Raw genomic sequence first — 24521 nt, 5'->3', positions numbered from 1 at the left:
TAATGCGGCTTCAAATGGACCACTAAAATTCTAGGGTTCTTGGCGGTTTCAGCACCGCGCGGGATGCGGGCCAAACACCGCTGCGCACTTTTCTTCATCCCAGCTTGCCTGTCTGTCGCGGGATGCGGGCGGAAAACCGCTGCGCACTTTTCCTCATCCCGCTTATTGCACAGTGATTTCGGGCAGCATGTCAAAGTTCAGCGGCGGGCCGGCATTCCTCCCGGTGGCATTGCCGCCGGGTGGAGGTGGCTGGTCATGGCGCTGCACGTCCTGCGGGGGCGGCGTCGGCTCCACGGCACTGCGCGGCGGGAGCTGCCGCAGGCGCAGGCGCAACTCCTCGGCTGCGCGCCGTTCGGCCGCCGCGCGCGCCTCCGCCTCGGCCTTCATCCGCGCCGCCTCTGCGGCCGCGGCCTGGCGGTGGCGCTCCTCGGCGATCGCCCTCAGGCGCGCGACCTCGCGTTCGGCCGCGCGCGCCTTGTAAAGCGCCACTTCGCGACGAAGCCGCTGCTTCTCGAGCACATTCGACTGCAGCGTTTCCACACGCCGCCGCTCGCGTTCGAAGGCCCTGAGCGACAGGAAATTCGAAAGGTCGGTGACATCAACCGAAACACCCGGCGCGTCCAGGAGCCCGCCGAAGCCGAGGCGCACGCGCGGCTCGGCGCCGGCAAGCGCCTCTTCGCCCGGCCGGAACGTCAGGTCGATCACGCCATTCATGCGTTGGTCGGCAAGGTTGAACGCGGCTTCGCCGGTGAACGCGGCATTGCCGTCGCCCGCCGTGACGTTCTGCGCCCTGACCGTGCCGCCGGCAACGCTGAAAGGCACCTTGATGGCACCGACGACCGATTGACCGGTAAAGAGCACCTTCTCTGCCGCCTTGCGGATCGCGTCGGGCGAAATCTCGGTCTTCATGGCATCGGCGGCGGCCATCAGCGGCGCCAGTGCCGCCGTGTTGATGCCGTTGAGCGTGACGCCGTTGAACGTCGCCGTTCCCGATCCACTCGCCGAATGTGCCATCGCCCGGGGGGTCGCGCCCGAGGCCTCCATCGCAACGGCCAGATCGAACCGGCCGCTCGCCACCGGACCGCTTTCGCGCGCCCATCCGGCAGCGGCAAGATCGCCGCCCTTGAGATCGAAGCGCGAGCGCAGGAAGCCCGAGCCATTGCCGTTGCCGACCTGCAGCCGCCCCTCGAGCTTGCCCCCGAGCCAATCGCCGGTGGCGTCGCTCAACGCAAGCTCGTCGCCCTTCCATTCGAGTTTCCCGGCAAAGCCGGTAACCGGACCGTAGACTCCCGGCCAGAAGTGCTTCGCCGTGAGGTTCAACGCGACGTCGAGCCCAGTCCAGGCCGGCTGCGCGACCGGTGCCATCGACAGTCCGCCGATCGACGCATCCTCGAACTGCCCGAGGATGCCCTCGCCGAGCCAGGCGAGATCAAGCGTGTCGAGCGCAAGCTCGCCGACGGCCTTGCCGGCGGTCTTGCGGTCGATCGCCAGCGCGCCGGAAAAGACATTCTGGTCGACCTTGCCTTCGACCGCCGAGAGGGCGATTTTTTCGGCATCGGTCGTGATGTCGGTCGACAGCGTCACCGGCAGTCCGCTGCCCATCTGCGGCAGTCCGATTCCCTGGAGAAGCAGGAATGGCTCCAGATCTTCCGCCTGCAGCGTCAGTTTTGCCTGCCCCTCGAGATAGCGGTCACGGGCAAGATCGAAGACACCCTTGGCGGCCAGCGACGTTTTCTCGGTGGTGAAGGTCAGCGTGCCGTTCGCCTTGGAACCCTCAGTGCTCTGCAGCTTGACCGCCAGGATACCGTTGGCATCCGCGTCGAAGGGCAGAGGATCGAAGCCGGCCTGGCCGACGAGGACGACCGTCTGCGGATTTTCGAGCGTCGCCTCCAGCAGCATGCCCTTGCCGGTGAGCGCCTGGGCGACATCGGGCGCCTGGTAGCTTGCGGCGATCCTGCTGCCGTTGGCAGTGCCGATCACACCGAATGTAACAGGCGCACTGCCCTCGTTACTGCCGGCCGTCAGCGTCACGTCCAAGGCGGCATCGGAATAATACGGGCCGGCCTTGATCAGCCGTTGCAGCGCCGGATGGGCGGCCGTGTGTCGGCCGATCATTTCGAGGAAGGGCGTCAGGTCGTTGGCGGCGAGCTTCATCTTCGCCGAAAGCACCGGCTGGTCGAGGCCGCCGCTCATCCGGCCCGAAAGGGCAAGCTGGGCGCCGGACAGCGAGCCGATCGCCACCCGCTCGGCCTGCAACTGCCCGTTCCTCAGCGTCAACACCGCCTGCACATCACGCGCCTCCTCACCGAAGGCGAAAAATGCATCGGCGGAGAGATCGGCGGCGATCGCATGCTGCAGCAGCGTCCCGGTCGAAGCATCACCGGCGACGAGACCGGCCAATGCCTGCAGCGCCTCCAGGTCGATGCGGTTGCCCTTGAGCTGCAGCGATAGACTTGGCTGCTGCTCCGCGAAGGACTGGCGTTCGATCCGGCCCCGAAGCGTCGCAGGGCCTGCCGCCACCTCAAGGCTCTCGAACTGCTGCAATGTATCCGTCAGGTTGACGGTCGCGGCAAAACCGGCCGTCTTCAGCTTGCGGATTGCCGGGTCGACTGATCCCGCCAGCCAGTTCGCCAACCCTGAAGGCTGGTTGGAGGCGACCAGGATGTCGCCGCGGAAGGCGCGCTGTTCCTTGAGGTTCAGCCGCCCGCTGGCCTCCATTTGCGTCCGCCCGGGCAGCAACGCCACGGCATTCTCGACGATCCAGCCGGCGCCGTCGGGCCTGACGTCGAGCCGCACGTCCCGAACCGTCGTATCGCCGATCACGATCGCCGGCAGCTTCAGGCTGGCCCGCCCCGGCACCTGCGGGATAGGAATGTCGGCGGCGATCGCCAGCATCGCCTCGATCCGCTGGCGCAGCGAAATGGCGGGATCGCGGCCAGTCTTGCCACTGCGGCCGGAATTGCCGATGCGGCTGACGTCGATCTGCTGGCCATCGGCAATCAGCAGGAATTTCTGGTCCTTGCCGGTGTCGAGCGTCGCCTCCCCGGTAACGACATAGGGATCGTCCGGCGGGCCGGCCTCGAAGCGGTATTCCGGGACACGGATACTCTCGTTGGTGAGCTGGAATTCGCCGTTGATGCGCAGGGCGCTATTTTGCTTGGCCTCGTCCTCCGGCCGGTTTTCCGTCAGCGTGAACCGCCCGCCATAGACCGGTCTGAAGTCAACGACCTTGAGATCACCGTCGAGCTCGACGCCGAACGGCCGCTTGTCCGGCGTCAACCGCGCCCTGAGGCTCAGCGCCCCTTCCTCGTTCACCTGATTGCTGGAAAAGGCGAAGCTGCCGGCTTCGCCATCGAGCGCCGCGCGCCCCTCGACCTTCCATGGGCCGGCAAGAGAGCGCGCCGACAGATCGGCGGAAAGATCGCTGACGCGGCGGGTTCGTCCCGTCTGCTCGTCGACGAACTCGATCTCACCATCGACGATCTCGACCTTTTCGAGAACGACCGCGCTTGCCGGGATCGACGCACGCGACCCCCGTGCCCAGTCGAGCGTCCCATCCGGCAGGAGACGGATCCTCGCCTTCGGTCGATCGAGCCGCATGTCGAAGATCAGCGCCTCGCCGCTCAGGAACGGCGCAAGCTCGGCGCTCATCGAGAATTGCGCGACCTGGATGATCGGCTGGCCGCCCTCAGTGGGACCGACGCGCACGTCGTTGAGGGTCACCGTCGGGAACGGGAGGATGCGGGCATCGACGCTGCCATGGACGACCACCGGCTTGCCCATGATGCGGCTCGCCTCGCGCTCGAAATCATTGCGGAAGTTGGTCCAGTCGATGAAAAATGGTGCGATCAACGCCGCAAAAAGCGCGACGACAATGAGCCCGCCGATTGTAACCAGAATTCGCGCCAGCACCGTGTCACATTCCCGTCTGTCTCATTCGCGCCCCTGCTCGCATCTTTGAGCGGCCGATCCCCGAGGTGTCAGGCAAAGATCTTGCCTGGGTTGAAAATATTGTCCGGATCGAGGGCGCGCTTGATCTGCCGCATCAGATCCAGCGCGTCGCCGAGTTCCGCCTCAAGGAACGGCATCTTGCCCTGCCCGATTCCATGTTCTCCCGTGCAGGTGCCGTCCATCGACAGAGCCCGCGCGTTCAAGCGCTCGACGAAGGCTTCCGCCCGCGCCACATCGGCTGGATCCTTGTCGTCGAAAAGCAGCCCGACGTGAAAATTGCCGTCGCCCGCATGGCCGACGATCGGGGCGACCAGCCCGTGTGCCGCGCTATCCTCCTGCGTCGCCGCGACGCAATCGGCAAGCCGCGAGATCGGCACGCAGACATCTGTCGAAAGGATCGCGGCGCCGGGCACCAGCCCCTTCTGTGCCCAATAGGCGTTGTGCCGCGCCTTCCAGAGCCGCGAGCGCTCTTCCGGATTGGTCGTCCAGATAAAACCAGTAGACCCCAATTCCGACGCTATTTCGGCGAACTGGCGCGATTGCAGTTCCACGCTCTCGGCGCTGCCATGAAACTCGACGAAAAGCGTCGGAGTCTCCGCATAGCCGAGGTTCGAATAGGCGTTGCACGCCTTCATCTGCAGCGCATCGAGCAGTTCGATGCGCGCCACCGGGATGCCAGACTGGATCGTCAGGATCACCGCGTTGCAGGCATCCAAAATGGTTGGGAACGGGCAGACGCCGCCGGAGATCACCTCCGGTATGCCTTGGAGGCGCAGTGTGATCGACGTGATGATGCCGAGCGTGCCTTCCGCACCAACGAAGAGCCGCGTCAAATCGTAGCCGGCCGAGGACTTGCGCGCCCGGTGGCCGGTCGAAATCTCGCGACCGCCGGCGACGACCGCCGTCACCGCCAGCACGTTCTCCTTCATCGTGCCATAGCGCACCGCGTTGGTGCCGGAGGCGCGCGTCGAGGTCATGCCGCCGACCGAGGCGTTCGCCCCCGGATCGATCGGAAAGAAGAGGCCGGTATCGCGCAGATACGTGTTCAGCTCTTCACGCGTAATGCCGGGTTCGACCGTGCAATCAAGATCCTCGGCATTGACGGCGAGAACGCGGTTCATGCGCATCATGTCGACCGATATGCCGCCGTTCGGCGCGTTGACGTGCCCTTCCAGCGACGATCCGGTGCCGAAGGGGATCAGCGGCACACGGTGGACACTGGCGATCTCGACGATCTCGCGCACCTCGGCGGCGTTCTCGGGAAAGACCACGGCATCCGGCAATTGCGCCGGAATATAGGTCGTCGTGTGGGTGTGCTGGGCCCGGACCGCCTCGCCCGCCTGGAAGCGCTCGCCGAATCGCGCGGCAAGAAGTTCCTTCACCGCAACGATGCCGCTATCGTTTCTCGTTCCCGGTTTGATTGCCTTCAACGCCACGAAAACGCCCCTTCCCTGCAGTGCCTCGCGTTCCGGCCGGTCGCGCAAGCACTGCAACATTCTGAATTGCCGCTAAATTTTATCCCCAATTCGACGCCGAATTAAGGAATTGCGCGGCGGCTACCTCCACCCTGGCGCGGCGCGCACGCAAGTGAAAAGGTTGCCAAACCTCCGAGCCTGGACGCACACGCGTCTTGCCGTGATGTCACGTCGCGACGAGACGCTTAAGGCCAGATCGGAAGCGCTGACATTTCAAGGCGCTACTGTGCAAATCGGAATCAATTTGTCCAGAAGTTCACGCAGGCTCGACGCTTCGCAACGCACAAAATTGCAGTCGGTGATACCCGCTTGTCACAAGTGCGCGACTGCCGGCGTTCTCCGTCGGTTGTCGAAGCCCCGCTCTTTCCCCGTATGGCGCCGCACGATGCTATGATACATCTATCGCATCGTACCCATCCGCCCGCGCTCAGGGAGAAGGTCGAATGTTGGGACTACTCGCCCTACTCACCGCGTCCGTCTTCCTCGGCGCCGCCATCTATATCAACGTGGCCGAGCAACCGGCACGGCTCGCCCTCGATGACCGTTCGGCGCTCGCCGAGTGGCGGCCGGCCTACCAGCGGGGTTTCGAGATGCAGGCTTCTCTCGCCATCGTATCCGGGCTCCTCGGCGCCGCGGCATGGTGGCAGGCCAATAATCCGCTCTGGGGTCTCGGGGCCGCGGTCATCATACTCAACTGGCCCTATACCCTGCTCTTCGTCATGCCCATCAACCGCCGCCTGGAGGCGACGCGTCCGGAAGAGGCAGGCGACGAGACCCGCGCGCTGCTTACGCGCTGGGGCAAGCTCCATGCCGGCCGAAGCGCACTCGGCGCGGTTGCCGCGGCGATCTATCTCATTGCCGCACTGCGCGGGTTCTAGGCTCAGGACCTAAGCTGTCATCATCTTGTCACAAAGAGCACCTATTAAAACCAATAAATCTGGATTTATGGATATATGGAAAAGAAAACAGCCCTTGCCGCCCTTGCCGCCCTCGGCCAGGATACACGCCTCGAGGTATTCCGCCTTCTGGTGCGCGCCGGACCGGATGGCGTGCCCGCCGGCGAAATCGCCGCGCGGCTCGGTACCATCCAAAATACGACGTCGGCGCATCTCAGAGTGCTCGACCACGCCGGCCTCGTGCGCACCGAACGCGATGGACGGACGGTGCGTTATGTCGCCGACATGACCGGCTTCCGCGACCTGCTCGCCTATCTCATGGAAGACTGCTGCAACGGTAATCCCGAACTTTGCCGCCCCGTCATCCAGGCTGTGACCTGCAATTGTTGAGGAGGAACAATCGTGAACGACCACAAGCCATTCAACGTACTCTTTCTCTGCACCGCCAATTCGGCGCGCTCGATCATCGCCGAGGCGATCCTCAATCGGCTCGGTCAGGGCAAGTTCAAGGCCTTTTCGGCCGGATCGCAGCCGAAGGGCGTGGTTCATCCTTTCGCGCTGCAACTCCTCGAGGGACTTAACTACGATACCTCTTTTGCGCGCTCCAAGAGCTGGGAAGAGTTCGCGAGCCCCGACGCTCCGGAGATGGATTTCGTCTTCACGGTTTGCGACGACGCCGCCAACGAGACCTGCCCGGTCTGGCCCGGACAGCCGATGAGCGCCCACTGGGGCGTGCCGGATCCTGCCGCCGTAGAGGGCACCGAGGCCGAGCGGCATTTCGCCTTCGCCGAAACATACCGGATGCTGAACAACCGTCTGTCGATCTTCGTCAGCCTGCCCATGGCCTCGCTCGACAGGCTCTCCCTGCAGCAACACCTGCACGACATCGGCAGTAGCGCTCCAAAGGCGGTTTAATGAGCATAACATTCGATCTTCCCCGCCGCCTTGCAGCCGAAGCGCTCGGTACCGCCATGCTGGTTGCCACTGTCGTCGGCTCCGGGATCATGGCGGACAGGTTCACGGACGACGTGGCGCTTTCGCTGCTCGGCAACACGATCCCGACGGGGGCGATCCTCGTCGTGCTGATCACCGTTCTCGGACCACTCTCCGGCGCGCATTTCAACCCGGCCGTGACGATGGTCTTTGCGCTCCGGCGCGAGATCGAGGCGAACGCGGCACTCTTCTATGTCGTCGCACAGATCGTGGGCGGCATCGCCGGATCGGTCGTCGCGCATGCCATGTTCGAGCTTCCGCTCATCCAGATTTCTGCGACCGTGCGCACCGGCACCGGCCAGTGGCTCGCCGAGGTAGTCGCCGCCTTCGGCCTCGTCCTCACCATTCTCGCCGGGCTTCGGTTCCGGTTGGATGCCATTCCATGGCTGGTCGGGCTCTATATCACGGCCGCCTACTGGTTCACGGCATCGACCTCCTTCGCCAATCCGGCGGTCGCGATAGCGCGCGCACTGTCGGACACCTTTGCGGGCATCCGCCCGGTCGATCTCCCCGGTTTCATCCTCGCCGAGATTTTCGGTGCATTGCTGGCGATGGCGCTTGCCGGCTGGATGCTGGCGGAGGAGGAGGCTGCAATTCACGCGCTCAACGAGCTGAAAGGTGCTGAATGACCATGGACGTCAAGATCTATCACAATCCCGCCTGCGGCACCTCCCGCAACACGCTGGCAATGATCCGCAACGCGGGGATCGAGCCGACCGTCGTCGAATATCTGAAGACGCCGCCGTCGCGCGACGAGCTCGTCCGCATGATCGCCGACGCAGGCCTGACCGTGCGCGAGGCCATCCGCGAAAAAGGCACGCCCTATGCCGAACTCGGCCTCGACGATCCGGCGCTGACAGACGATCAGCTTCTCGACGCCATGCTCGAGCACCCGATCCTGATCAACCGGCCGTTCGTCGTAACGCCGCTCGGGACAAGGCTTTCGCGCCCGTCCGAGCTCGTGCTCGATATCCTGCCGGATACGCACAAGGGGCCGTTCAGCAAGGAGGACGGCGAACAAGTGCTCGACAACGAAGGCAAGCGCATTGTCTGATCTGCCTGCAGCATCCCCGGAACATCTGCGCCAGCCCGACAGGGAGGCGCTGCGCCCGCCATTTTCGACGCATCCGCCACGGATCCTCATCCTCTACGGCTCGCTGCGTGCGGTTTCCTACAGCCGGCTGTTGGCGCAGGAAGCGGCGCGTCTGCTTACGCATTTCGGCTGCGAGGTGCGCATCTTCGATCCCGCCGGACTGCCGCTGCCGGACGGTGCGCCGGTCAGCCATCCCAAGGTCCACGAGCTTCGGGAGCTTTCCCAATGGTCGGAGGGTCAAGTCTGGGTGAGCCCAGAGCGTCACGGCGCCATGACCGGCATCATGAAGGCGCAGATCGACTGGATACCCCTTTCGCTCGGCTCGATCCGCCCGACACAGGGCAAGACGCTGGCCGTCATGCAGGTGTCCGGTGGATCTCAATCCTTTAACGCCGTCAACCAGATGCGGGTGCTTGGTCGTTGGATGCGGATGATTACCATTCCCAATCAGAGTTCGGTCGCCAAGGCGTTTCAGGAGTTCGACGCGGATGGCCGCATGAAGCCCTCTTCCTACTATGACAGGGTCGTCGATGTGTGCGAGGAACTCGTCAAGTTCACCCTCCTCACCCGCGACGCCTCGGACTACCTGACCGATCGCTACAGCGAGCGGAAGGAGGAGGCCGCCAAGCTTGAGCAGCGAGTTTCGCTAAAGTCGATCTGACGCTACGGCGTCGCGCGTCTAACGCGCAAAGGTCACTGTAGAACTTTGAAATCGGTCTCGATGCAACAAGGCTATTTCGAATTTCATCGAAATAGCCTTGACTCCATTTCGGGCGCTGGTACGTTATTTCCATGAACGTCGAAAAAGCAGCCGCTCAGCTCGAAGCACTGGGCAACCCCACCCGCCTGCAGCTCTACCGGACGCTCGTCCGGGCGGGCGAAGACGGGCTTGCCGTGGGGCGCATCCAGGAAAAGCTCGAAATCGCGGCGTCGACGCTCTCACATCATCTCAAGCGCCTGGTCGACACCGGCCTCGTGACGCAGGAGCGGCAGGCGACGACGCTGATTTGCCGCGCGAACTATCCCGGCATGCAGGCGCTGGTCGGCTATCTCGTCGATGAATGCTGTGCCGATTCCCGGTGCGGGACGGCCGAAAAGGAGGTCGCTGCATGACCCTTTTTTTACCCTCATAATTCGAACATTCTAGAAATATGGAAGGATAGAGGATGACGATCAACAAGGCACTTCCCGTCGCCGTCATTGGCGCAGGTCCGGTCGGTCTTGCAGCGGCCGCGCATCTCATCACCCGTGGCATCGAGCCGATTGTCTTCGAGCGCGGCGAGACGGTCGGAGCTTCTCTCCTGGAATGGGGCCACGTCCAGGTCTTTTCACCGTGGACCTACAACATCGACGCCGCCGCCCGTTCGCTCCTCAAGGCCGCCGGCTGGCGCGCGCCAGCCGGCGACGGACTGCCGACCGGAAGCGAAATCGTGCGGGACTATCTGGCGCCGCTTGCCGCCCTGCCCGCGATCGCGCCGAATATCCGGCTTGGCTCGACCGTCATCGCCGTCACGCGCGAGGGATTGGACAAGCTCTCGTCGGCCAACCGTGCCGCCGCCCCTTTCATCGTCCGCGTCGCAGACGGTAGCGGCAACGAAGAGCAGGTTCGCATCCGCGCCGTCATCGATGCCTCGGGCACTTGGACGCGGCCCAACCCGATCGGCATCGACGGCCTGCCTGTTCCCGGAGAGGCCGCGGCGACGGACCGCATCGCCTACGGCATTCCGGACGTTAGCGGGGCGCGGAGGAAGGATTATGCAGGCAAGCGCGTGCTGGTGATCGGTGGAGGGCACTCGGCCATCAACACCGCGCTGGCGCTGATGGAGCTTCAGGAGACGGCGCCTGGAACGGAGGTCTTCTGGGCGCTCCGCCGCAAGGGCGTCGAGCGGCTGCTCGGCGGCGGGCTGAACGACCAGTTGCCGGCCCGCGGTGCGCTCGGCCTTGCGGCCAGGCGGGCTATGAACGAGAACCAGCTGACCATGTTGGCACCCTTCGCCATAGAATGCATTTCGCGGCAGCAGGATCACCTCGTCGTGGCAGCCCGGCTGGATGGAGCGCCTTTCTCGCTGACGGTGGATCGGATCGTCGTCGCAACCGGCTTCCGGCCTGACTTTTCGTATCTGCGGGAACTGCGGCTTGCCCTAGACCCTGCCGTCGAAGCGCCGCCCGCGCTCGCTCCGCTGATCGATCCGAATTTCCATTCCTGCGGCACGGTTCCGCCACACGGGGCTGTCGAACTCGCCCATCCGGAGCCGGGCTTCACGATCGTCGGTTCAAAATCCTACGGACGCGCCCCGACCTTCCTGATGGCGACCGGATACGAGCAAGTGCGCTCCGTCGTCGCCGAGATCGCCGGTGACCATGAAGCGGCGCGCGAGGTTCGCCTGGTTCTTCCCGAGACCGGTGTTTGCAGTGCCGACCATATTGTCGGTGGTCCTTCCGCCGGATGCTGCGGCGGACCGGCGCCAGCAGCGATCGGTGCCTGCTGCGCCGCGGACGCAAGCGCGAAAGCGGCCGGCCGATCCGGATGCGGTTGCAGCGGGCCGGCGGAGATGCCAGGGAATGGCGGAACCGCGCGGATCGTGGAAATCGCCGAATGAGCGAACGCAAGATACCTGCCGCGGTACTTTGGGCCTTGGGCCTGACGCAGATCGTCGGCTACGGCACGCTGTATTACAGCTTCAGCATTCTCGCGCCCGACATGGCGCGGGAACTCGAATGGCCGGAGCAATGGGTCTTCGGCGCGCTCTCCGTCGCCCTGCTCATCGGCGGTCTCTTCGGACCGACCGCGGGGAAATGGGCGGACCGCTTCGGTGCCGGACACGTCATGACGCTCGGGTCGGCCGGCGCGGCCGTGGCGCTCCTCGCCTGCGCGGTCGCGCCCGGCCGCTCCGCCTTCGTCCTCGCGCTCGTAGCGATGGAACTCGCGTCTTCCTTTGTGCTCTATAGCGCCGCCTTCGTCGCAATCGTCCAGTTCGGCGGCAGCGATGCGCAGCGAAGCATCACCCATCTGACCTTGATCGCCGGCTTCGCCTCGACGCTCTTCTGGCCGCTGACGAGCGCGATGCATCAAAGCCTCTCCTGGCGAGAGATTTACGCCGCCTTTGCCGCGATGCACCTTGTCCTCTGCCTGCCGATCCATGCTTGGATCGCGCGGCTGACGCGCCGCGCGGCAGTCGCCGCTCCGTCCTTCGCTGCAATTGCGACGGCGACCCACGAACGACCGATCGCCGTCGCATCACAAGACCGCTCCAAAGTTTTCCTGCTGATGCTCACGGGTTTCGCGGCCGAAGGCTTCGTCCTGTCGTCGATCCTCATCCACATGGTGCCTTTGACGGCAGCGCTCGGAATGGGGACGGCCGGCCTTGTCGTGGCCAGCCTCTTCGGACCGGCGCAGGTGGCAAGCCGGCTCATCAACATGCTGTTCGGGCGCGGGCTTCGGCAGATTTGGCTCGCACTCATAGCGGCGACTTTGCTGCCGCTCGCGCTTATCGTGCTCCTGACGACGACCCCGTTGATCCCTGGCGCAATCGTCTTCGCAATCCTGTTCGGACTTGGCTCCGGCCTGACCAGCATCGTCGGCGGCACGCTGCCACTCGAGCTGTTCGGCCGAGAAGGCTACGGCGCCCGGCTCGGCTGGGTCACCGCCGCCCGGCAGGTTTCTTCGGCGCTCGCCCCCTTCGCCCTGGCGATGTCGATGGCCGGAACGGGCGTCACGCCATCGCTCTGGGTGATGGCCGCGCTTGCGGGGATCGGCGTGCTGACTTTTTCGGGGATCGCCTTTGTCATGCGAAGGTCCGAAAGCGCTGCCGCCGGAGACCGGACGCAGGCAGGTAGCGACGTTGCCGCGTGAGCAATTCCAGGAAAAGCGTGTAACGGTTCCGGTCGTTTCAAGACGACACTATTCCCGTCGCATGTTGCTCACAGCGCTTCAACAGTTGCTGCGGCGGCGTCCATTTCTTCGTGCAGCTTGCGCTCCTCGTCGGCATGCGGCTTCGTGAAGCGCGCGATCACGAGATAGGCGACCGGAGTGAGGTAGAGCGTCACGATCACCGCGAGGCCCAGCCCGCCGACCAGAACCCAGCCGAGTGCGATGCGCGCTTCGGCCCCCGCACCGCTCGCCAGAACCAACGGGACAGCGCCGACGACGGTTGCGATCATCGTCATCATCACCGGCCTCAGGCGGATATTGGCCGCGTTCTCAATGGCGCTCCGCACATCCTGACCGCGATCGCGCAACTGATTGGCGAACTCGACGATGAGGATGCCGTTCTTCGCCATGATGCCGACCAGCATAACCAGCCCGATCTGGCTGTAGATGTTCAGCGTATTGCCCGTCAGGATCATCGCGAAGACGGCACAGGCAAGCCCGAGCGGCACGGTCGACATGATGATGAGGCCGCTGATGAAGCTTTCGAACTGTGCTGCCAGCACCAGGAAGATGATAACGATCGCGAAGCCGAAGGTGATGAAGAGGCCATTGGCGTTCTCGTTGAGCGTCGCCGCTTCCGCGAGCGGCATCACCCGCGACCCCGGCGGCAACAGCGGTTCCGCCATCTCCTCCACCATCGACAGCGCCTCGCCGAGCGCGAGGTCCGACTTGAGGCCCGCCGAAAGCGAAACGGCGCGAAGCTGCGACTCGCGTGCCAGCTGCGGCGCCACGGCCCTTTCCTCGATCGTCGCGATGGTCGACATCGGCACGATCCGGCCGTCGCGAGCCTTGACGAAAATATTCTGCAGGTCCGTCGGGTCGTTGAGCGGCGTCGTCGAGGAAAGCAGCTTGACGGGATAGGCGTCGCCCTCGACGAAGATGTCGACGACGCTGCTGCCGTCGAGCATCGCCTGAAGCGCCCAGGACAGCCCGCTGATATCCACGCCGAGGTCGGACGCGCGCTCGCGATCGATGGTGATCGACAGTTGTGCCTGGTTGGCCTCATAGTTGAGCCGCACGTTCTCGAAACGGCCGCTGTCTTCGATCGCGCGGACGAGCTTGGCGGCCGCGTCGCCGAGCTTTCTGTAGTCGTTGCCGACCAGCGCTACCTGAAGGCCACTACCGGCACCGCGAATGCCAAGACTGTTGGACTGGATGGCGAAGGAACGGACGGACGGAATTTCCGCGGTCACCTTGTTGATGTCGGCGATGATCTGCTGCTGCGTGCGCTCCCGCTCTTCCCACGGGGCAAGCGTCAGCACCATGAAGCCGCTATTGGCCGTGCCGCCCTGCCCCGAGATTGAAAAGACGTTGCTGATCTCGCCCGATTTGACCAGCGGCTGAAGGCCCTCCTCGATGCGACGCATCTGCGCCTGCGTATATTCGAGCGAGACGCCCTGCGGCGCGTTGATCCTGAGCATGACCTGCGAACGGTCTTCGTTGGGGGTCAGTTCGGACTTCAGCGTCAGGAAGCCGGCGGCGCCTGCCGCGGTGAAGAAGGCGGCGACGACGAAGACGATGAGCGGCGCATTGAGGCATGCGCGAAGCGTTACCCGATAGAACGCCGCGGCCCGCGCCCCGAGCCGACTCATCACGCCCTGATGGGCATGCGCATCGGTCGTCAGCAGACGCGAGGCGAGCATCGGGCAAAGCGTGAGCGAAACGAAGGACGAGAGCAGGATCGAGAAGGCGAGCACGAAGCCGAACTCGCGGAAGAGCCCACCGGTCTGCCCCGGCAGGAAGGAGAGCGGCACGAAAACCGCCGCAAGCGTGGCGGTTGTCGCCAGCACCGCGAAGAAGACCTCGAGCGTTCCATGCACGGCGGCCGCGCGGGGCCCGAGCCCCTCCGCCCGGCGGCGCACGATGTTTTCGAGCACCACGATCGCGTCGTCGACGACGAGACCGGTTGCGAGTACGATCGCGAGCAGCGTCAGGATGTTGATCGAGAAACCGGCAAGATAGATTGCCGCGAGCGTGCCGATCAACGCGATCGGCATCGAGATCGCCGGGATCAGCGTCGCCCGCCAGTCGAGCAGGAAGAGATAGATGACGAAGGTGACGATGAATACGGCGACGAGGAGCGCGATTTCCACTTCGTGGATCGCGCCGTTGATGAAGACGGCATCGTCGCTGGTGATCTTGAGTTCCGTCCCTTCAGGCAGGATCTCCGAGGAGATCGTGTCCACCACCTTGTGCACGCCCTCGGAGATATCGACCGTGTTCGACTGGGCCTGGCGGATGATGCCGAGGCCGATGCCCTGCCGGCCATTAGAGCGCAACGCCGACGTGCCCGTGTCCGGGCCGAGCGTCACCGTCGCGACGTCGCGCAGCCGCACATTGTCTCCGATGATGAGGTTTTCGAACTGCTCGGGCGTCTGGAGGTCCGCCGTCGCCCGAACGGTAATGTCCTGGCTTGCGCTGGTCAGCGAGCCCGCCGGCACGTCGTAGGATGCGTTGGCGAGTGCTTCGCGAAGATTGGCGACGGTGACCCCGCGCCCGGCGAGCTTCGCCTGGTTGAGGTCAATGCGGAATATCTTCTCCTGGTCGCCGTAGACCGTCACATCGGCGACGCCCTCGACCGCCGCAAGCCGGTCGCTGATCTCGTTCTCGACCAGGAGCGTCATGTCTTCCATGGTCATCGTATCGGAGGTCAGCGCCAGCCGTATGATCGGCTGGCTGTCCGCATCCGCCTTGACGATGATCGGCTCGTCGGAATCGTCCGGCAACTGGCCGGCAACGCGGCCGAGCGCATCGCGGATGTCATTCGCCGCCTGGCCGATATCGGTCGTGTCGGAGAATTCGAGCGTCACGCGGCTGCGCCCGAAGGAAGAGCTCGAGGAAATGCTCTTGAGGCCTTGGACGCGCGACACGGCGCCCTCGACGACCGAGGTCACCTCGCGGTCGATCGTTTCCGGCGAAGCGCCTTCGAACCATGTCGTCACGGAGACGACCGGCTGGTCGACCTGCGGCAGCTCGCGCATTTCGATGCCGTTCCAGGCGGCGAGGCCCGCAACGACGATCAACGTGTTGACCACCAGCGCGAAGATCGGCCGGCGGATGAAGAGTGCGGTAAAGCCGGTCTTTCCCCGTTGGTCTCCGCCCTTTCCGTGGTGGCCGCCAAACCCGATGTTCATTGTGCCTCTCCCGCGACCTTCTGCTGAGGCTCGGGCCGGTTTTCGCCGGCGACGCGCACCGCGCCGCCATCGCGCAGGCGCTGCACGCCCTCGGTCACGATGCGGTCGCCCTCGGCAAGAGTGGCGTCGACAAGCACCTTGTCCGGATTGCGCTGGATAATCTTGACCGGCACTCGCTCGCTGCGGTCGCCGTTGACACGCCAGATATAGGATCCATCCGAACTCCACTGGATCGCCAACGGATCGACCGTCGGATAACGGTCACCGTCGAAGGCCATGGTAACCGAGAAGGACATGCCCGCCCGCAGCATGTCGTCGGGATTTTCGAGCCGTGCGCGGACGCGGAGCGTCCGGCTCGCCTGATCGAGACGGTTGTCGATCGCGTGAATGACGCCTTCGAGCTGCCGCCCGGGCTGCGCGATCGCATTCGCCGTCACCGGCTGGTCGACAAAAATCTTGCTGGCGAAGCGTTCCGGCACCCAGAAATCGACGAGGATTTGCGATCGGTCGTCCACCACCACGATCGGCGTCGAGGTCGTGACGTAGTCGCCGACATTGACGGTGATGATGCCGACGACCCCCTTCGAGGGCGCGACGATATCGCGGCGTCTGAGATCGAGCTCCGCCGTTTTCAGCGCCAGTTCTGCCGCCTGCAGCGCGATTTCCGCGTCGCGAACTTCGACTGCCGTCACAGCCCTTGCCGTGCTGAGATTGCGATAGCGCTGCACCTTTTCCTGCGCGCTGTCACGCGTGAGCCTCGCCTGTTCTGCCGCAACCTTCTGGTCGTCGCTGTCGAGCCGGGCGATCACCTGGCCCCGGGCGATCCTCTCGCCGGATTTTACCAGGATCTCGGTGAGGTTGCCGGTCGCCGTCGGCGTCACCGTCACGGAGTGGATTGCTTCGCCGTTGCCGATGGCGTTGAGCCTGTCGTTGACGATCGCGCTTGCCGACGGTCTGACGACGACCAACGTCGCATCGCCGAAGCCGCCCTGGCCACCCTGCCCGCGCCCGCCATTGCGCCGCCCGCCTTCACCTTCGCCCCCCTGCGACTTCGACAGTGCATCGATCAGCGGATGTGAAACGCCGATTGCCGCCAGCGTCTCGCCCGCGCCGGGCGCAAAACGCACCCAAGCTGCCGCCCCCACGACGAGCACAAGGGCGCTGACCGCCAGCTGCTTCCAAACTCGCATTCAAATCTCCAAATGAAAAGCGCGCTCCAGCGCGGCCCGTGCCGGCGGAGCGTTCCGATATGCCCCGAGTATCATTATTTGCGTGCCTTCGAGCAATCTCGGAATGCCATCATTACGCAATTGTAATAAAAGCGAATTTGTTGGCGGCATGATGGCGCCCTTAGCGGCGCACCGATGGCGCCGTGTTTTAATGGACAACCCGTGTTTACTGCTTCGGCGGCTGGGCTATTCTGCTTGCCTCGGGCACCATTTCCGATCGGTTTCGATGTTCAACGCATATTGGGGAGAAGGACGATGTGCGACGCCTGCATCATGGAATCGGTAAAGCAGCGAATGCTGTCGCGGCGCGGCTTTTTCCGAGCGGCTGCGGTTGGCACAGCCGGCATTGCCGCCGCCGGCATGGGAATAGCGCCGCCGACGCTCGCCGCCGGCCATACCAGCGTTACAGACCTCACCCATGAACTCTCCGAGGAGTTCCCGACCTACTTCGGCCAGCAGCAATTCTTCCGCGAGCAAAAGTTCAGCTATGCGAAAGACAAGCTCAACCTGTTCGAACTTCGGGTGAACGAACACACGGGCACGCATGTCGACGCCCCGCTGCATTTCTCCGCCGACGGCATGTCGGTCGCCGAGCTGCCGGTCGAGAAGCTCGTCGTGCCGCTCTGCGTCGTCGATATCCGCGAGAAGGCGACAGGCAACGCCGACGCGCAAGTAACGCCGGACGACATCAAGGCATGGATCGGCACCAATGGCGACATCCCCGAAAACGCCTGTGTCGCCATGCTCTCCGGCTGGGCCGGCCATCTCGGAACCGAGAAGTTCCGCAACGCCGATGCCGAGGGCAAGCTCCATTTCCCGGGTTTCCACGTCGAGGCCGCCAAGTTTCTGCTCGAAGAGACGCAGGCCGCCGGCATCGCCGTCGATACGCTCTCGCTCGACTTTGGCATGTCGACCGATTTCGCCACGCATAACGCCTGGCTGCCGCAAGGCCGCTGGGGACTGGAGGCCGCGGCCAATCTCGACAAACTGCCGGCCAAGGGCGCGACCCTGGTGCTCGGCGCGCCGAAGCACCGCGGCGGCACCGGTGGCCCGGCCCGCGTTTTCGCGCTCGTCTAAGAACCGATGGCGCAAATTCAGTAAGAGCTCAAGGAGAAAGCATGAGCACAGTCGTCCCGCCGCCCGATCCGGAAGCCGACCCGCGCGTCAAAGCGGTTTTCGACGACATCCGTGCCACACGGAAATCGGACTTCATCAACAATATGTGGCTCTGGCTCGCCTTCGATGCGGACCTGCTGGAACGGACCTGGGCGGAGGTGAAGGCGGTCATGGCGACGCCCTCTGCCCTCGACCCGCTGGTGAAGGAAATGCTCTACATCGCCGTTTCCGTCACCAATGGCTGCAACTATTGCATCCACTCCCACACGGCATCGGCCAAGGCCAAGGGCATGACAGAGGCGCAGCACGCCGACCTTCTGCGCGTCATTTCGCTCGCTGCCAAGACCAATCAACTGGCCACCGCGCTGCAGGTTCCGGTCGATCCAGCTTTCGATGCGGCGGGCGAAAATTGATGGCCGAAATGCCTTGTCTTTCCACAGGCTTGTCTTCGCGCTTGAAGAATCCGGAATAAAAGAAGAACATCCTTTCTGGCCTTTCGGTCCCGAATCACTACATTGGGCCGCATGAGCAAAGGTTTTGACGACATTCCCTTCTTCGACGAGGAGCCGGCGCCGCGCAAACCCGCGCCCGCCGGCGGCGGTATCGCTGCGCGCGCCATGGCCGCCCGCGACAAGGCCAAGCGCCCGGATTATCTCTCCGGCCTCAATCCCGAGCAGACCGAGGCTGTCGAGACCCTCGAAGGACCGGTGCTCGTGCTCGCCGGCGCCGGCACCGGCAAGACCCGTGTTCTGACGACCCGCATTGCCCATATTCTTTCGACCGGCCGCGCCTTCCCGTCGCAGATCCTCGCCGTCACATTCACCAACAAGGCCGCGCGCGAGATGAAGGAGCGCATCGGCGTGCTCGTCGGCCATGCGGTCGAAGGCATGCCGTGGCTCGGCACCTTCCACTCGATCGGCGTCAAGCTCCTGCGCCGCCATGCGGAGCTCGTCGGCCTGAGGTCGGATTTCACGATCCTCGACACCGACGACGTCGTGCGGCTGATCAAACAGCTGATCCAGGCCGAAGGGCTCGACGACAAGCGCTGGCCAGCCAAGCAGTTCGCCGGCATGATCGACACCTGGAAGAACAAGGGCCTCGACCCCTCGCAGATTCCGGAGGGCGACGCCCGCGCCTTCGCCAACGGCAAGGGCCGCGAACTCTACGCCGCCTACCAGAACCGGCTCCTGACGCTCAACGCCTGCGATTTCGGCGACCTGCTCCTGCACCCGATCCGGATGTTCCGCGCCAATCCGGACGTGCTGCGGGACTATCACGACAAGTTCCGCTACATCCTTGTCGACGAGTACCAGGACACCAACACCGCGCAATATATGTGGCTGCGGCTACTCGCCCAGCGGCCACACGGAAAAACAACTGTCGCGAGGGCCGCGCCTGCGGGCGAAGCCCGAGCCAGCCAAGGCTGGCCGGACGACGTTTCGTCCGCCCCCGCGGAGCGCAGCCGCGCCAGCGGCGACAGCGTGAGCGCGAAGAAACCCACACAACAAATCAATATTTGTTGTGTGGGCGACGACGATCAGTCGATCTATGGCTGGCGCGGCGCGGAAGTGGACAACATCCTGCGCTTCGAAAAGGATTTCCCCGGCGCCAAGGTCATCAAGCTCGAGCGCAATTACCGCTCGACCGAGCATATTCTCGGCGCCGCCGCGCACTTGATCGCCCACAACGAAGGCCGCCTCGGCAAGACCCTCTTCACCGAACGCACCAATCCGGACGATGAGAAGGTACACGTGCATGCCGCCTGGGATTCGGAAGAGGAAGCCCGCGCCGTCGGTGAGGAGATCGAGCAGCTTCAACGGCAGAAGCACAACCTGAACGACATCGCGATCCTCGTGCGCGCCTCGTTCCAGATGCGTGAGTTCGAAGAGCGCTTTATCACACTAGGGCTCAACTATCGCGTGATTGGCGGCCCGCGCTTTTACGAGCGCCTCGAAATCCGCGATGCTGTTGCTTATCTGCGCGTTCTGACAAATCCATCGGATGACCCGGCCTTCGAGCGTATTATCAACACTCCTAAGCGTGGCCTGGGCGACGCGACGATCAGCACCCTCTTTCAGTTCGCGCGAGCTCGCGGTGTTCCGATGTTGGCAGCAGCCGCCGAAATCATCGAGACGGACGAGTTGAAGCCGAAGGCGCGCAAAGCCCTCTTCGACGTCGTCACCGATTTCCGCCGCTGGCAGACGCTGCTTGAAACGACGCCGCATACCGAACTTGCCGAAAAGATCCTCGACGAGAGCGGCTACACAGCCATGTGGCAGGCCGACAAATCGGCCGAGGCGCCAGGGCGGCTGGAAAACCTGAAGGAACTCATCCGCTCGATGGAGGCCTTCGAGTCGATGCGCGGCTTCCTGGAACACGTCGCGCTCGTCATGGACGCCGAGCAGAACGAAGACATGGATGCCGTCTCGATCATGACGCTGCATTCGGCCAAGGGCCTGGAATTCGACACGGTGTTCCTGCCGGGCTGGGAGGAAGGCCTCTTTCCCCACCAGCGCGCGCTCGACGAGGGCGGCCGCGCCGGCCTCGAGGAAGAACGCCGCCTCGCCTATGTTGGCATTACCCGCGCCAAGCGCCGCTGCCATATCTGGTTCGTCTCGAACCGCCGCATCCACGGCCTCTGGCAATCCACGATGCCTTCGCGCTTCCTCGACGAACTGCCGATCGACCATGTGGAAGTGGCCGAGCAGGATGTCTCCTACGGCGGCTACGGTCGCGGCGGCTACGGCCAGTCGCGCTTCGACAAGGCCGACCCGTTCGAAAACTCCTACCAGACCCCCGGCTGGAAGCGCGCCCAGCAGCACCGCTCGGAGGCGACCCGCGACAATTGGGGCACCCGCTCCGGCCACGCCGTCGAGCGCATCGGCTACGGCGAGTCAGGCCCGCGCACCCGCATGATCGAGGGCGAACTGGTCGCCAAGTCGACCACCTCGGAACCCTCCCGCTTCAACATCGGCGACCGCGTCTTCCACCTCAAATTCGGCAACGGCAACATCGCCGCGATCGAGGGCAACAAGCTGACGATCGATTTCGATCGGGCCGGGCAGAAGCGCGTGCTGGACGGGTTTGTGGAGAGGGTGTGATCAGGCCGAACGTTGGCCGCCACATCCTTCGCTCAGCCACCGCAATAAAATTCCTCATTCCTGTGCTTGTCAGAGGAATCCAGTCGCGCCGCGTCGGCGGCGCGGGAGACTCTTGATGCAAGTTGAAGCAGGCTCGCGGGCGGGAAGAACAGGCCGGCGCTCAAATCATCATCTTGTACATCACGAAACCCGACTTCTGCGCCACCTTGTCGTAGAGCCGCATCGCCTTGATGTTGCTTTCGTGCGTCAGCCAATAGACGCGCGATGATCCTGCCCGTCGGGCCGCTTCGAAGACGCCGTTGATCAGCGCCTGGCCGACGCCGTTGCCGCGCGCGGCATCGTTGATGAAAAGATCCTGGAGATAGCAATTCGGCTGGATCGAGATGGTGCTGCGATGGAAGACGTAATGCGTGAGCCCGATCAGCCGGCCCTTGCTTTCGGCAACCAGCGCATACATCGGCTCATAGGCGTCGAAGAAGCGTGACCAGGTCATGAGCGTGATGTCCGGCGTAAGCGCGGCCTCGCCCGAGCGGCCATAGAAGGCATTATAGCCTTCCCAGAGCGGCAGCCATCGGTCGTAGTCATTGCGCACGACGGGGCGGATCGAGAGGTCTTCGGTCATTTTTAGAGCCCACCAGTAAAGACCTTGCAGAGCGCGGGAGAATAAACCCTGGCATCGATCCGGTCTATCCGGCAGTGGCGCGCCCGCTCATCGCCCCGACAATCCCCTCGACATCGCTGACGATCGCGTCACCCATATAAGCGATGTTGTCGAAGGATCGTTCGGCCGCCTCCTGATGCCCCGCTCCGCAGGCGTCGCGGATGACGACCGGAACGAAGCCGAGATCTGCACCGTGGCGCACGGTCGGATCGATACCGATCTCGGTGGCGATGCCGCAGATCGCAAAGGAGGTCAGACCGAGGTCGCGCAGGATGATCGAGAGCGGCGTGCCCTCGAAGGCCGAGAAGGTGATCTTGTCGAGAATGGCTTCGTTTTCCCGAGGCGCAAGCTCGGGAACGATTTCGAAGCCAGGCGTGCCACGCAGGAACCATGGCTTGACCGCGTCCGGATCGTCGGTGCGCTGCCAGGCCATCGCCTGGCGAAGCTGGAACGCGCCCATCAAGTCGCGCGGCATCGACATGTGCCGCAGGAAAATGACCGGAAAGCCGCCTTCCCGGGCGGCTTCGACGACCTTCAGGACCTTGGCCGTGATCTCCGGGCCGTCCTTGACCTGCGGTACTATGCCGGCCTGCATGTCATAGACGACGAGCGCCATCCGGTCCGGGCGGCAAAAATCCCGTAATGTTCTCCCAATTCTAAGTGCAGCGATCATCACCCTCTCCTCATGTTTGTCAAAGACATGAGGCGGGTGTTCGAAAATTCAATACCCGACGGCAGCGGACAGTGGCTTGGAAGCTCACCGGCCATCTTCCCTCGCCTGCTTCAGGAGTGCGACCACCTCCGCGTCCGTTGTCTGCTCGAAATTGTCGTAATAGATGCTGACCGCATGGAACGGGCTGGGACTCGCGAGGCAAACGAACCGATCGACCTCCCGGCGCAGGCTGGTAACGGCGCTCGGCGGTGCGACCGGAACGGCGAGCATCAGGGCGGCAGCGCCTTCCTTGCGCAGCGCCTGGATCGCCGCTTTGGCGGTGCCGCCAGTGGCAATGCCGTCATCGACGACAATGACATTGCGCCCCTTCGGCGAAACGCGCGGTCGGTCGCCGACGTAAAGCGCCCGGCGCCGCGTAAGTTCGAGCCGCTGGCGTTCGGTCTCCGCCTCCACATAGGCCTCTGGCGGATGCACGAGACGCATCGCTTCGTCGTTCAACACAAGCTGCGGCACCTCGCCGTCGACGAGTGCGCCGAGGCCGAATTCGGCCTGCCCTGGCGCACCGATCTTGCGGACGATCAGGAGTTCGAGCGGCGCGCCGAGATGCGCCGCGACCTCGAACGCCACGGGCACGCCGCCGCGCGGCAGCGCCATCACCACGGGATCGGCGAAATCCTCGCGCTCGATCGCACGAGCGAGCTTTCGGCCCGCATCGACCCTGTCCGTAAACGGTATTCTTTCCCCGGGCATCGCATCCGCTCCCGTTGACCTCCCAGCGTACCGCATGGCGGCCGACCAATCGCTAAAATTGCATCAAAAATTGCCGGCTTTCGTTAATGCGCCACAGGTACCAATTGACGTCGCATATTGGCTGGAACGCAAGCCGCCTTTCTATTTTAGCACGCCAGGCCGTTTCGAAATGAGCTTTCTCCCTGCCATATCGTTCTTTGCACTTTTGATGGTGCTGCCGATCCTTGTGTCGCTGCGGAGGACGGCGGCGGCCGGCATGCAGTTTTTTTGCCTCGGCTGTGCGCTTTCGGCGGTCGCAATCGCCTCGATGATGGTTGCGGATATGGTCTCGGCCTTTTTTCCCGTGGTGCTCGGCTACGCCGCGCTGATGTCCGCATACCTCTTCATTCTTCTGGGGTTTCGCGGTCTCCTCGCGCTATCCGCTCCCGCTTTCCTGTTGCCGGCGCTGGCGCTCGCCGCGGGCATCGTTGGCCTGGTCGCCTCGCTGAACGGTGACGGCAGCCCCGGCGCCCGGCTGCTGATTGCGGTCGGTCTTGCCTCTGCCCTACTTCTCGTCGCCGGCCTCGCCGTGCTCGATCGCTGGCCCGAGGCACGGCGTGCGTGCCACATGGCTATTGTCATTTCGGCAACAGTCGGCTGCGCCGCGCTCGTCTATACGCTGAGCCCCATGCATCAAACGGCGGGGCTTTCCGCATCTGCTGCCTTCGAGTTCGCGGTTGCCGCAATGCAGGTAGCTTTTCTGCCACTCCTCTTCGTCGCCGTCATCCTAACCGTCCAGAGCCGCATCATCGCTGGCCTAAGGACGACCATCGCCCGCGACGGATTGACCGGTGCCCTGTCGCGCGGGGCGCTGATCGAGGCGGGAGAACGGATTTTCGCGGACTGCCTCGCGCGGCACCGGCCGCTTGCCTTCCTGCTCCTCGACCTCGATTATTTCAAGCAGATCAATGACCATTACGGCCACGCCTGCGGCGACATTGCGCTCAAGCATTTCGCCGAGACCGTGTCCGCTTTCCTCGACGGCCGCGGTGCCTTTGGCCGGATCGGCGGCGAGGAATTCGGCCTGATCCTGCCTGATCACACCGAGGAGCAGGCGACCGCGCTCGCCGAGGCAATCTGCCGGACCGTGCGTGAAACGCCGGTCACCCGCGTCCATCAACGCATCCGGCTGACCGTCAGCATCGGCATCGCGACCGCAGCGCCTGGCGACACGATAACCGAGGTGATGATCCGCGCCGATCTGGCGCTTTACGATTCCAAGGCGGACGGTCGCGATCGCTGCACGATCGCAAGACAACGCCAGGTCGACGCCAGCGCCCGTGCGCTTGCGGCGGCAGCGGCGCAGTTGCGCCAGTCCGATAGTCCGGAGCCGGAAAAGGCGGCTCCGCGTCAGGCGACGCGCCGATATCGGTCTTGACATTCGAACTGTCAACGCAGCGCTGCGTGCCCTGGCAAAGCAACCACGGGCCGGCGCCTCGCCTTGCATTGCCGCGTCCGCCACCTATCTCAACGCTGCAA

The 24521-nt window shown here is 64.1% G+C and carries 20 protein-coding genes; 13 read left to right on the top strand and 7 right to left on the bottom strand.

All coding sequences use genetic code 11. The features are described from left to right. Nucleotides 1-162: 162 nt before the first annotated feature. On the bottom strand, nt 163-3912 hold the full coding sequence (locus tag PZN02_RS12775) for an AsmA family protein (RefSeq protein WP_280658355.1): 3750 nt from the start codon (nt 3910-3912) through the stop codon (nt 163-165). 68 nt (nt 3913-3980) lie between these two features. Next, on the bottom strand, nt 3981-5387 hold the full coding sequence (locus PZN02_RS12770) for an FAD-binding oxidoreductase (protein WP_280661481.1): 1407 nt from the start codon (nt 5385-5387) through the stop codon (nt 3981-3983). Between the two features lie 482 nt (nt 5388-5869). Between PZN02_RS12770 and PZN02_RS12765 the strand changes: the two genes are divergently transcribed. From PZN02_RS12765 to arsK, 9 genes are all read left to right on the top strand, one after another. Beyond that, the gene (locus PZN02_RS12765) at nt 5870-6304 is read left to right on the top strand and encodes an anthrone oxygenase family protein (protein WP_280658354.1); all 435 of its coding nucleotides are present in this window, start codon (nt 5870-5872) and stop codon (nt 6302-6304) included. A 75-nt stretch (nt 6305-6379) separates the two neighbouring features. Next, entirely contained in the window at nt 6380-6712 is a 333-nt protein-coding gene (locus tag PZN02_RS12760; RefSeq protein ID WP_280658353.1) for an ArsR/SmtB family transcription factor, read from the top strand. Between the two features lie 12 nt (nt 6713-6724). Beyond that, nucleotides 6725-7237 carry an arsenate reductase ArsC gene (locus PZN02_RS12755; RefSeq protein ID WP_280658352.1) on the top strand — a complete coding sequence of 171 codons (513 nt, stop codon included), beginning with the start codon at nt 6725-6727 and terminating at the stop codon, nt 7235-7237. Continuing rightward, the gene (locus PZN02_RS12750; protein WP_280658351.1) at nt 7237-7944 is read left to right on the top strand and encodes an aquaporin; all 708 of its coding nucleotides are present in this window, start codon (nt 7237-7239) and stop codon (nt 7942-7944) included. The genes PZN02_RS12755 and PZN02_RS12750 overlap by 1 nt, the downstream gene beginning before the upstream one ends. Next, the gene (gene arsC / locus PZN02_RS12745; RefSeq protein ID WP_280658350.1) at nt 7941-8369 is read left to right on the top strand and encodes an arsenate reductase (glutaredoxin); all 429 of its coding nucleotides are present in this window, start codon (nt 7941-7943) and stop codon (nt 8367-8369) included. Before PZN02_RS12750 ends, arsC begins: the two co-directional genes overlap by 4 nt. After that, on the top strand, nt 8362-9069 hold the full coding sequence (gene arsH / locus PZN02_RS12740; RefSeq protein WP_280658349.1) for an arsenical resistance protein ArsH: 708 nt from the start codon (nt 8362-8364) through the stop codon (nt 9067-9069). Before arsC ends, arsH begins: the two co-directional genes overlap by 8 nt. A gap of 131 nt (nt 9070-9200) precedes the next feature. Further along, the gene (locus PZN02_RS12735) at nt 9201-9521 is read left to right on the top strand and encodes an ArsR/SmtB family transcription factor (RefSeq protein ID WP_280658348.1); all 321 of its coding nucleotides are present in this window, start codon (nt 9201-9203) and stop codon (nt 9519-9521) included. A 53-nt stretch (nt 9522-9574) separates the two neighbouring features. Then, the gene (locus PZN02_RS12730; RefSeq protein WP_280658347.1) at nt 9575-11008 is read left to right on the top strand and encodes an NAD(P)-binding domain-containing protein; all 1434 of its coding nucleotides are present in this window, start codon (nt 9575-9577) and stop codon (nt 11006-11008) included. Then, nucleotides 11005-12261 carry an arsenite efflux MFS transporter ArsK gene (gene arsK, locus PZN02_RS12725; RefSeq protein ID WP_280658346.1) on the top strand — a complete coding sequence of 419 codons (1257 nt, stop codon included), beginning with the start codon at nt 11005-11007 and terminating at the stop codon, nt 12259-12261. Before PZN02_RS12730 ends, arsK begins: the two co-directional genes overlap by 4 nt. Before the next feature lie 68 nt (nt 12262-12329). Here arsK and PZN02_RS12720 read toward each other — a convergent pair whose 3' ends face one another. Beyond that, nucleotides 12330-15473: an efflux RND transporter permease subunit gene (locus PZN02_RS12720; RefSeq protein ID WP_280658345.1), complete on the bottom strand. Its 3144-nt coding sequence runs from the start codon at nt 15471-15473 to the stop codon at nt 12330-12332. Beyond that, nucleotides 15470-16663 (bottom strand): efflux RND transporter periplasmic adaptor subunit, encoded by a 1194-nt coding sequence (locus tag PZN02_RS12715; RefSeq protein WP_280658344.1) that lies wholly within the window; start codon nt 16661-16663, stop codon nt 15470-15472. The genes PZN02_RS12720 and PZN02_RS12715 overlap by 4 nt, the downstream gene beginning before the upstream one ends. A gap of 294 nt (nt 16664-16957) precedes the next feature. Here PZN02_RS12715 and PZN02_RS12710 point away from each other — a divergent pair, with 294 nt between their 5' ends. The 3 genes from PZN02_RS12710 (at nt 16958) to PZN02_RS12700 (ending at nt 20919) form a co-directional block, all read left to right on the top strand. After that, nucleotides 16958-17779, top strand: coding sequence for a cyclase family protein (locus PZN02_RS12710; protein ID WP_280658343.1), 822 nt, complete (start codon nt 16958-16960; stop codon nt 17777-17779). 41 nt (nt 17780-17820) lie between these two features. Continuing rightward, nucleotides 17821-18231 (top strand): carboxymuconolactone decarboxylase family protein, encoded by a 411-nt coding sequence (locus PZN02_RS12705; RefSeq protein WP_280658342.1) that lies wholly within the window; start codon nt 17821-17823, stop codon nt 18229-18231. A 111-nt stretch (nt 18232-18342) separates the two neighbouring features. Then, nucleotides 18343-20919: an ATP-dependent helicase gene (locus PZN02_RS12700; RefSeq protein ID WP_280658341.1), complete on the top strand. Its 2577-nt coding sequence runs from the start codon at nt 18343-18345 to the stop codon at nt 20917-20919. Nucleotides 20920-21079: 160 nt separating this feature from the next. Here PZN02_RS12700 and PZN02_RS12695 read toward each other — a convergent pair whose 3' ends face one another. From PZN02_RS12695 to PZN02_RS12685, 3 genes are all read right to left on the bottom strand, one after another. After that, a complete protein-coding gene (locus PZN02_RS12695; protein WP_280658340.1) occupies nt 21080-21541 on the bottom strand; it encodes a GNAT family N-acetyltransferase in 462 nt (153 codons plus the stop codon). Nucleotides 21542-21605: 64 nt separating this feature from the next. Continuing rightward, nucleotides 21606-22253: a cysteine hydrolase family protein gene (locus PZN02_RS12690; protein WP_280658339.1), complete on the bottom strand. Its 648-nt coding sequence runs from the start codon at nt 22251-22253 to the stop codon at nt 21606-21608. An 84-nt stretch (nt 22254-22337) separates the two neighbouring features. Then, nucleotides 22338-23003 (bottom strand): phosphoribosyltransferase, encoded by a 666-nt coding sequence (locus tag PZN02_RS12685; RefSeq protein WP_280658338.1) that lies wholly within the window; start codon nt 23001-23003, stop codon nt 22338-22340. A 169-nt stretch (nt 23004-23172) separates the two neighbouring features. Here PZN02_RS12685 and PZN02_RS12680 point away from each other — a divergent pair, with 169 nt between their 5' ends. Then, nucleotides 23173-24420, top strand: coding sequence for a GGDEF domain-containing protein (locus PZN02_RS12680; RefSeq protein WP_280658337.1), 1248 nt, complete (start codon nt 23173-23175; stop codon nt 24418-24420). Nucleotides 24421-24521 lie beyond the last annotated feature (101 nt).

The organism is Sinorhizobium garamanticum (genome assembly GCF_029892065.1).
GTDB classification, from domain to species: domain Bacteria; phylum Pseudomonadota; class Alphaproteobacteria; order Rhizobiales; family Rhizobiaceae; genus Sinorhizobium; species Sinorhizobium garamanticum.
This window is presented reverse-complemented; position numbering and strand designations above follow the sequence as displayed.

Excerpts from the sequence above, each read along its gene's own strand:
- PZN02_RS12695 (WP_280658340.1), bottom strand. The coding sequence starts at position 21,541 with ATGACCGAAGACCTCTCGATCCGCCCCGTCGTGCGCAATGACTACGAC.
- PZN02_RS12750 (WP_280658351.1), top strand. The coding sequence starts at position 7,237 with ATGAGCATAACATTCGATCTTCCCCGCCGCCTTGCAGCCGAAGCGCTC.
- PZN02_RS12765 (WP_280658354.1), top strand. The coding sequence starts at position 5,870 with ATGTTGGGACTACTCGCCCTACTCACCGCGTCCGTCTTCCTCGGCGCC.
- PZN02_RS12735 (WP_280658348.1), top strand. The coding sequence starts at position 9,201 with ATGAACGTCGAAAAAGCAGCCGCTCAGCTCGAAGCACTGGGCAACCCC.
- PZN02_RS12710 (WP_280658343.1), top strand. The coding sequence starts at position 16,958 with ATGTGCGACGCCTGCATCATGGAATCGGTAAAGCAGCGAATGCTGTCG.
- PZN02_RS12730 (WP_280658347.1), top strand. The coding sequence starts at position 9,575 with ATGACGATCAACAAGGCACTTCCCGTCGCCGTCATTGGCGCAGGTCCG.
- PZN02_RS12720 (WP_280658345.1), bottom strand. The coding sequence starts at position 15,473 with ATGAACATCGGGTTTGGCGGCCACCACGGAAAGGGCGGAGACCAACGG.
- PZN02_RS12700 (WP_280658341.1), top strand. The coding sequence starts at position 18,343 with ATGAGCAAAGGTTTTGACGACATTCCCTTCTTCGACGAGGAGCCGGCG.
- PZN02_RS12705 (WP_280658342.1), top strand. The coding sequence starts at position 17,821 with ATGAGCACAGTCGTCCCGCCGCCCGATCCGGAAGCCGACCCGCGCGTC.
- PZN02_RS12715 (WP_280658344.1), bottom strand. The coding sequence starts at position 16,663 with ATGCGAGTTTGGAAGCAGCTGGCGGTCAGCGCCCTTGTGCTCGTCGTG.
- arsC (WP_280658350.1), top strand. The coding sequence starts at position 7,941 with ATGACCATGGACGTCAAGATCTATCACAATCCCGCCTGCGGCACCTCC.
- PZN02_RS12680 (WP_280658337.1), top strand. The coding sequence starts at position 23,173 with ATGAGCTTTCTCCCTGCCATATCGTTCTTTGCACTTTTGATGGTGCTG.
- PZN02_RS12690 (WP_280658339.1), bottom strand. The coding sequence starts at position 22,253 with ATGATCGCTGCACTTAGAATTGGGAGAACATTACGGGATTTTTGCCGC.
- arsK (WP_280658346.1), top strand. The coding sequence starts at position 11,005 with ATGAGCGAACGCAAGATACCTGCCGCGGTACTTTGGGCCTTGGGCCTG.
- PZN02_RS12760 (WP_280658353.1), top strand. The coding sequence starts at position 6,380 with ATGGAAAAGAAAACAGCCCTTGCCGCCCTTGCCGCCCTCGGCCAGGAT.
- PZN02_RS12685 (WP_280658338.1), bottom strand. The coding sequence starts at position 23,003 with ATGCCCGGGGAAAGAATACCGTTTACGGACAGGGTCGATGCGGGCCGA.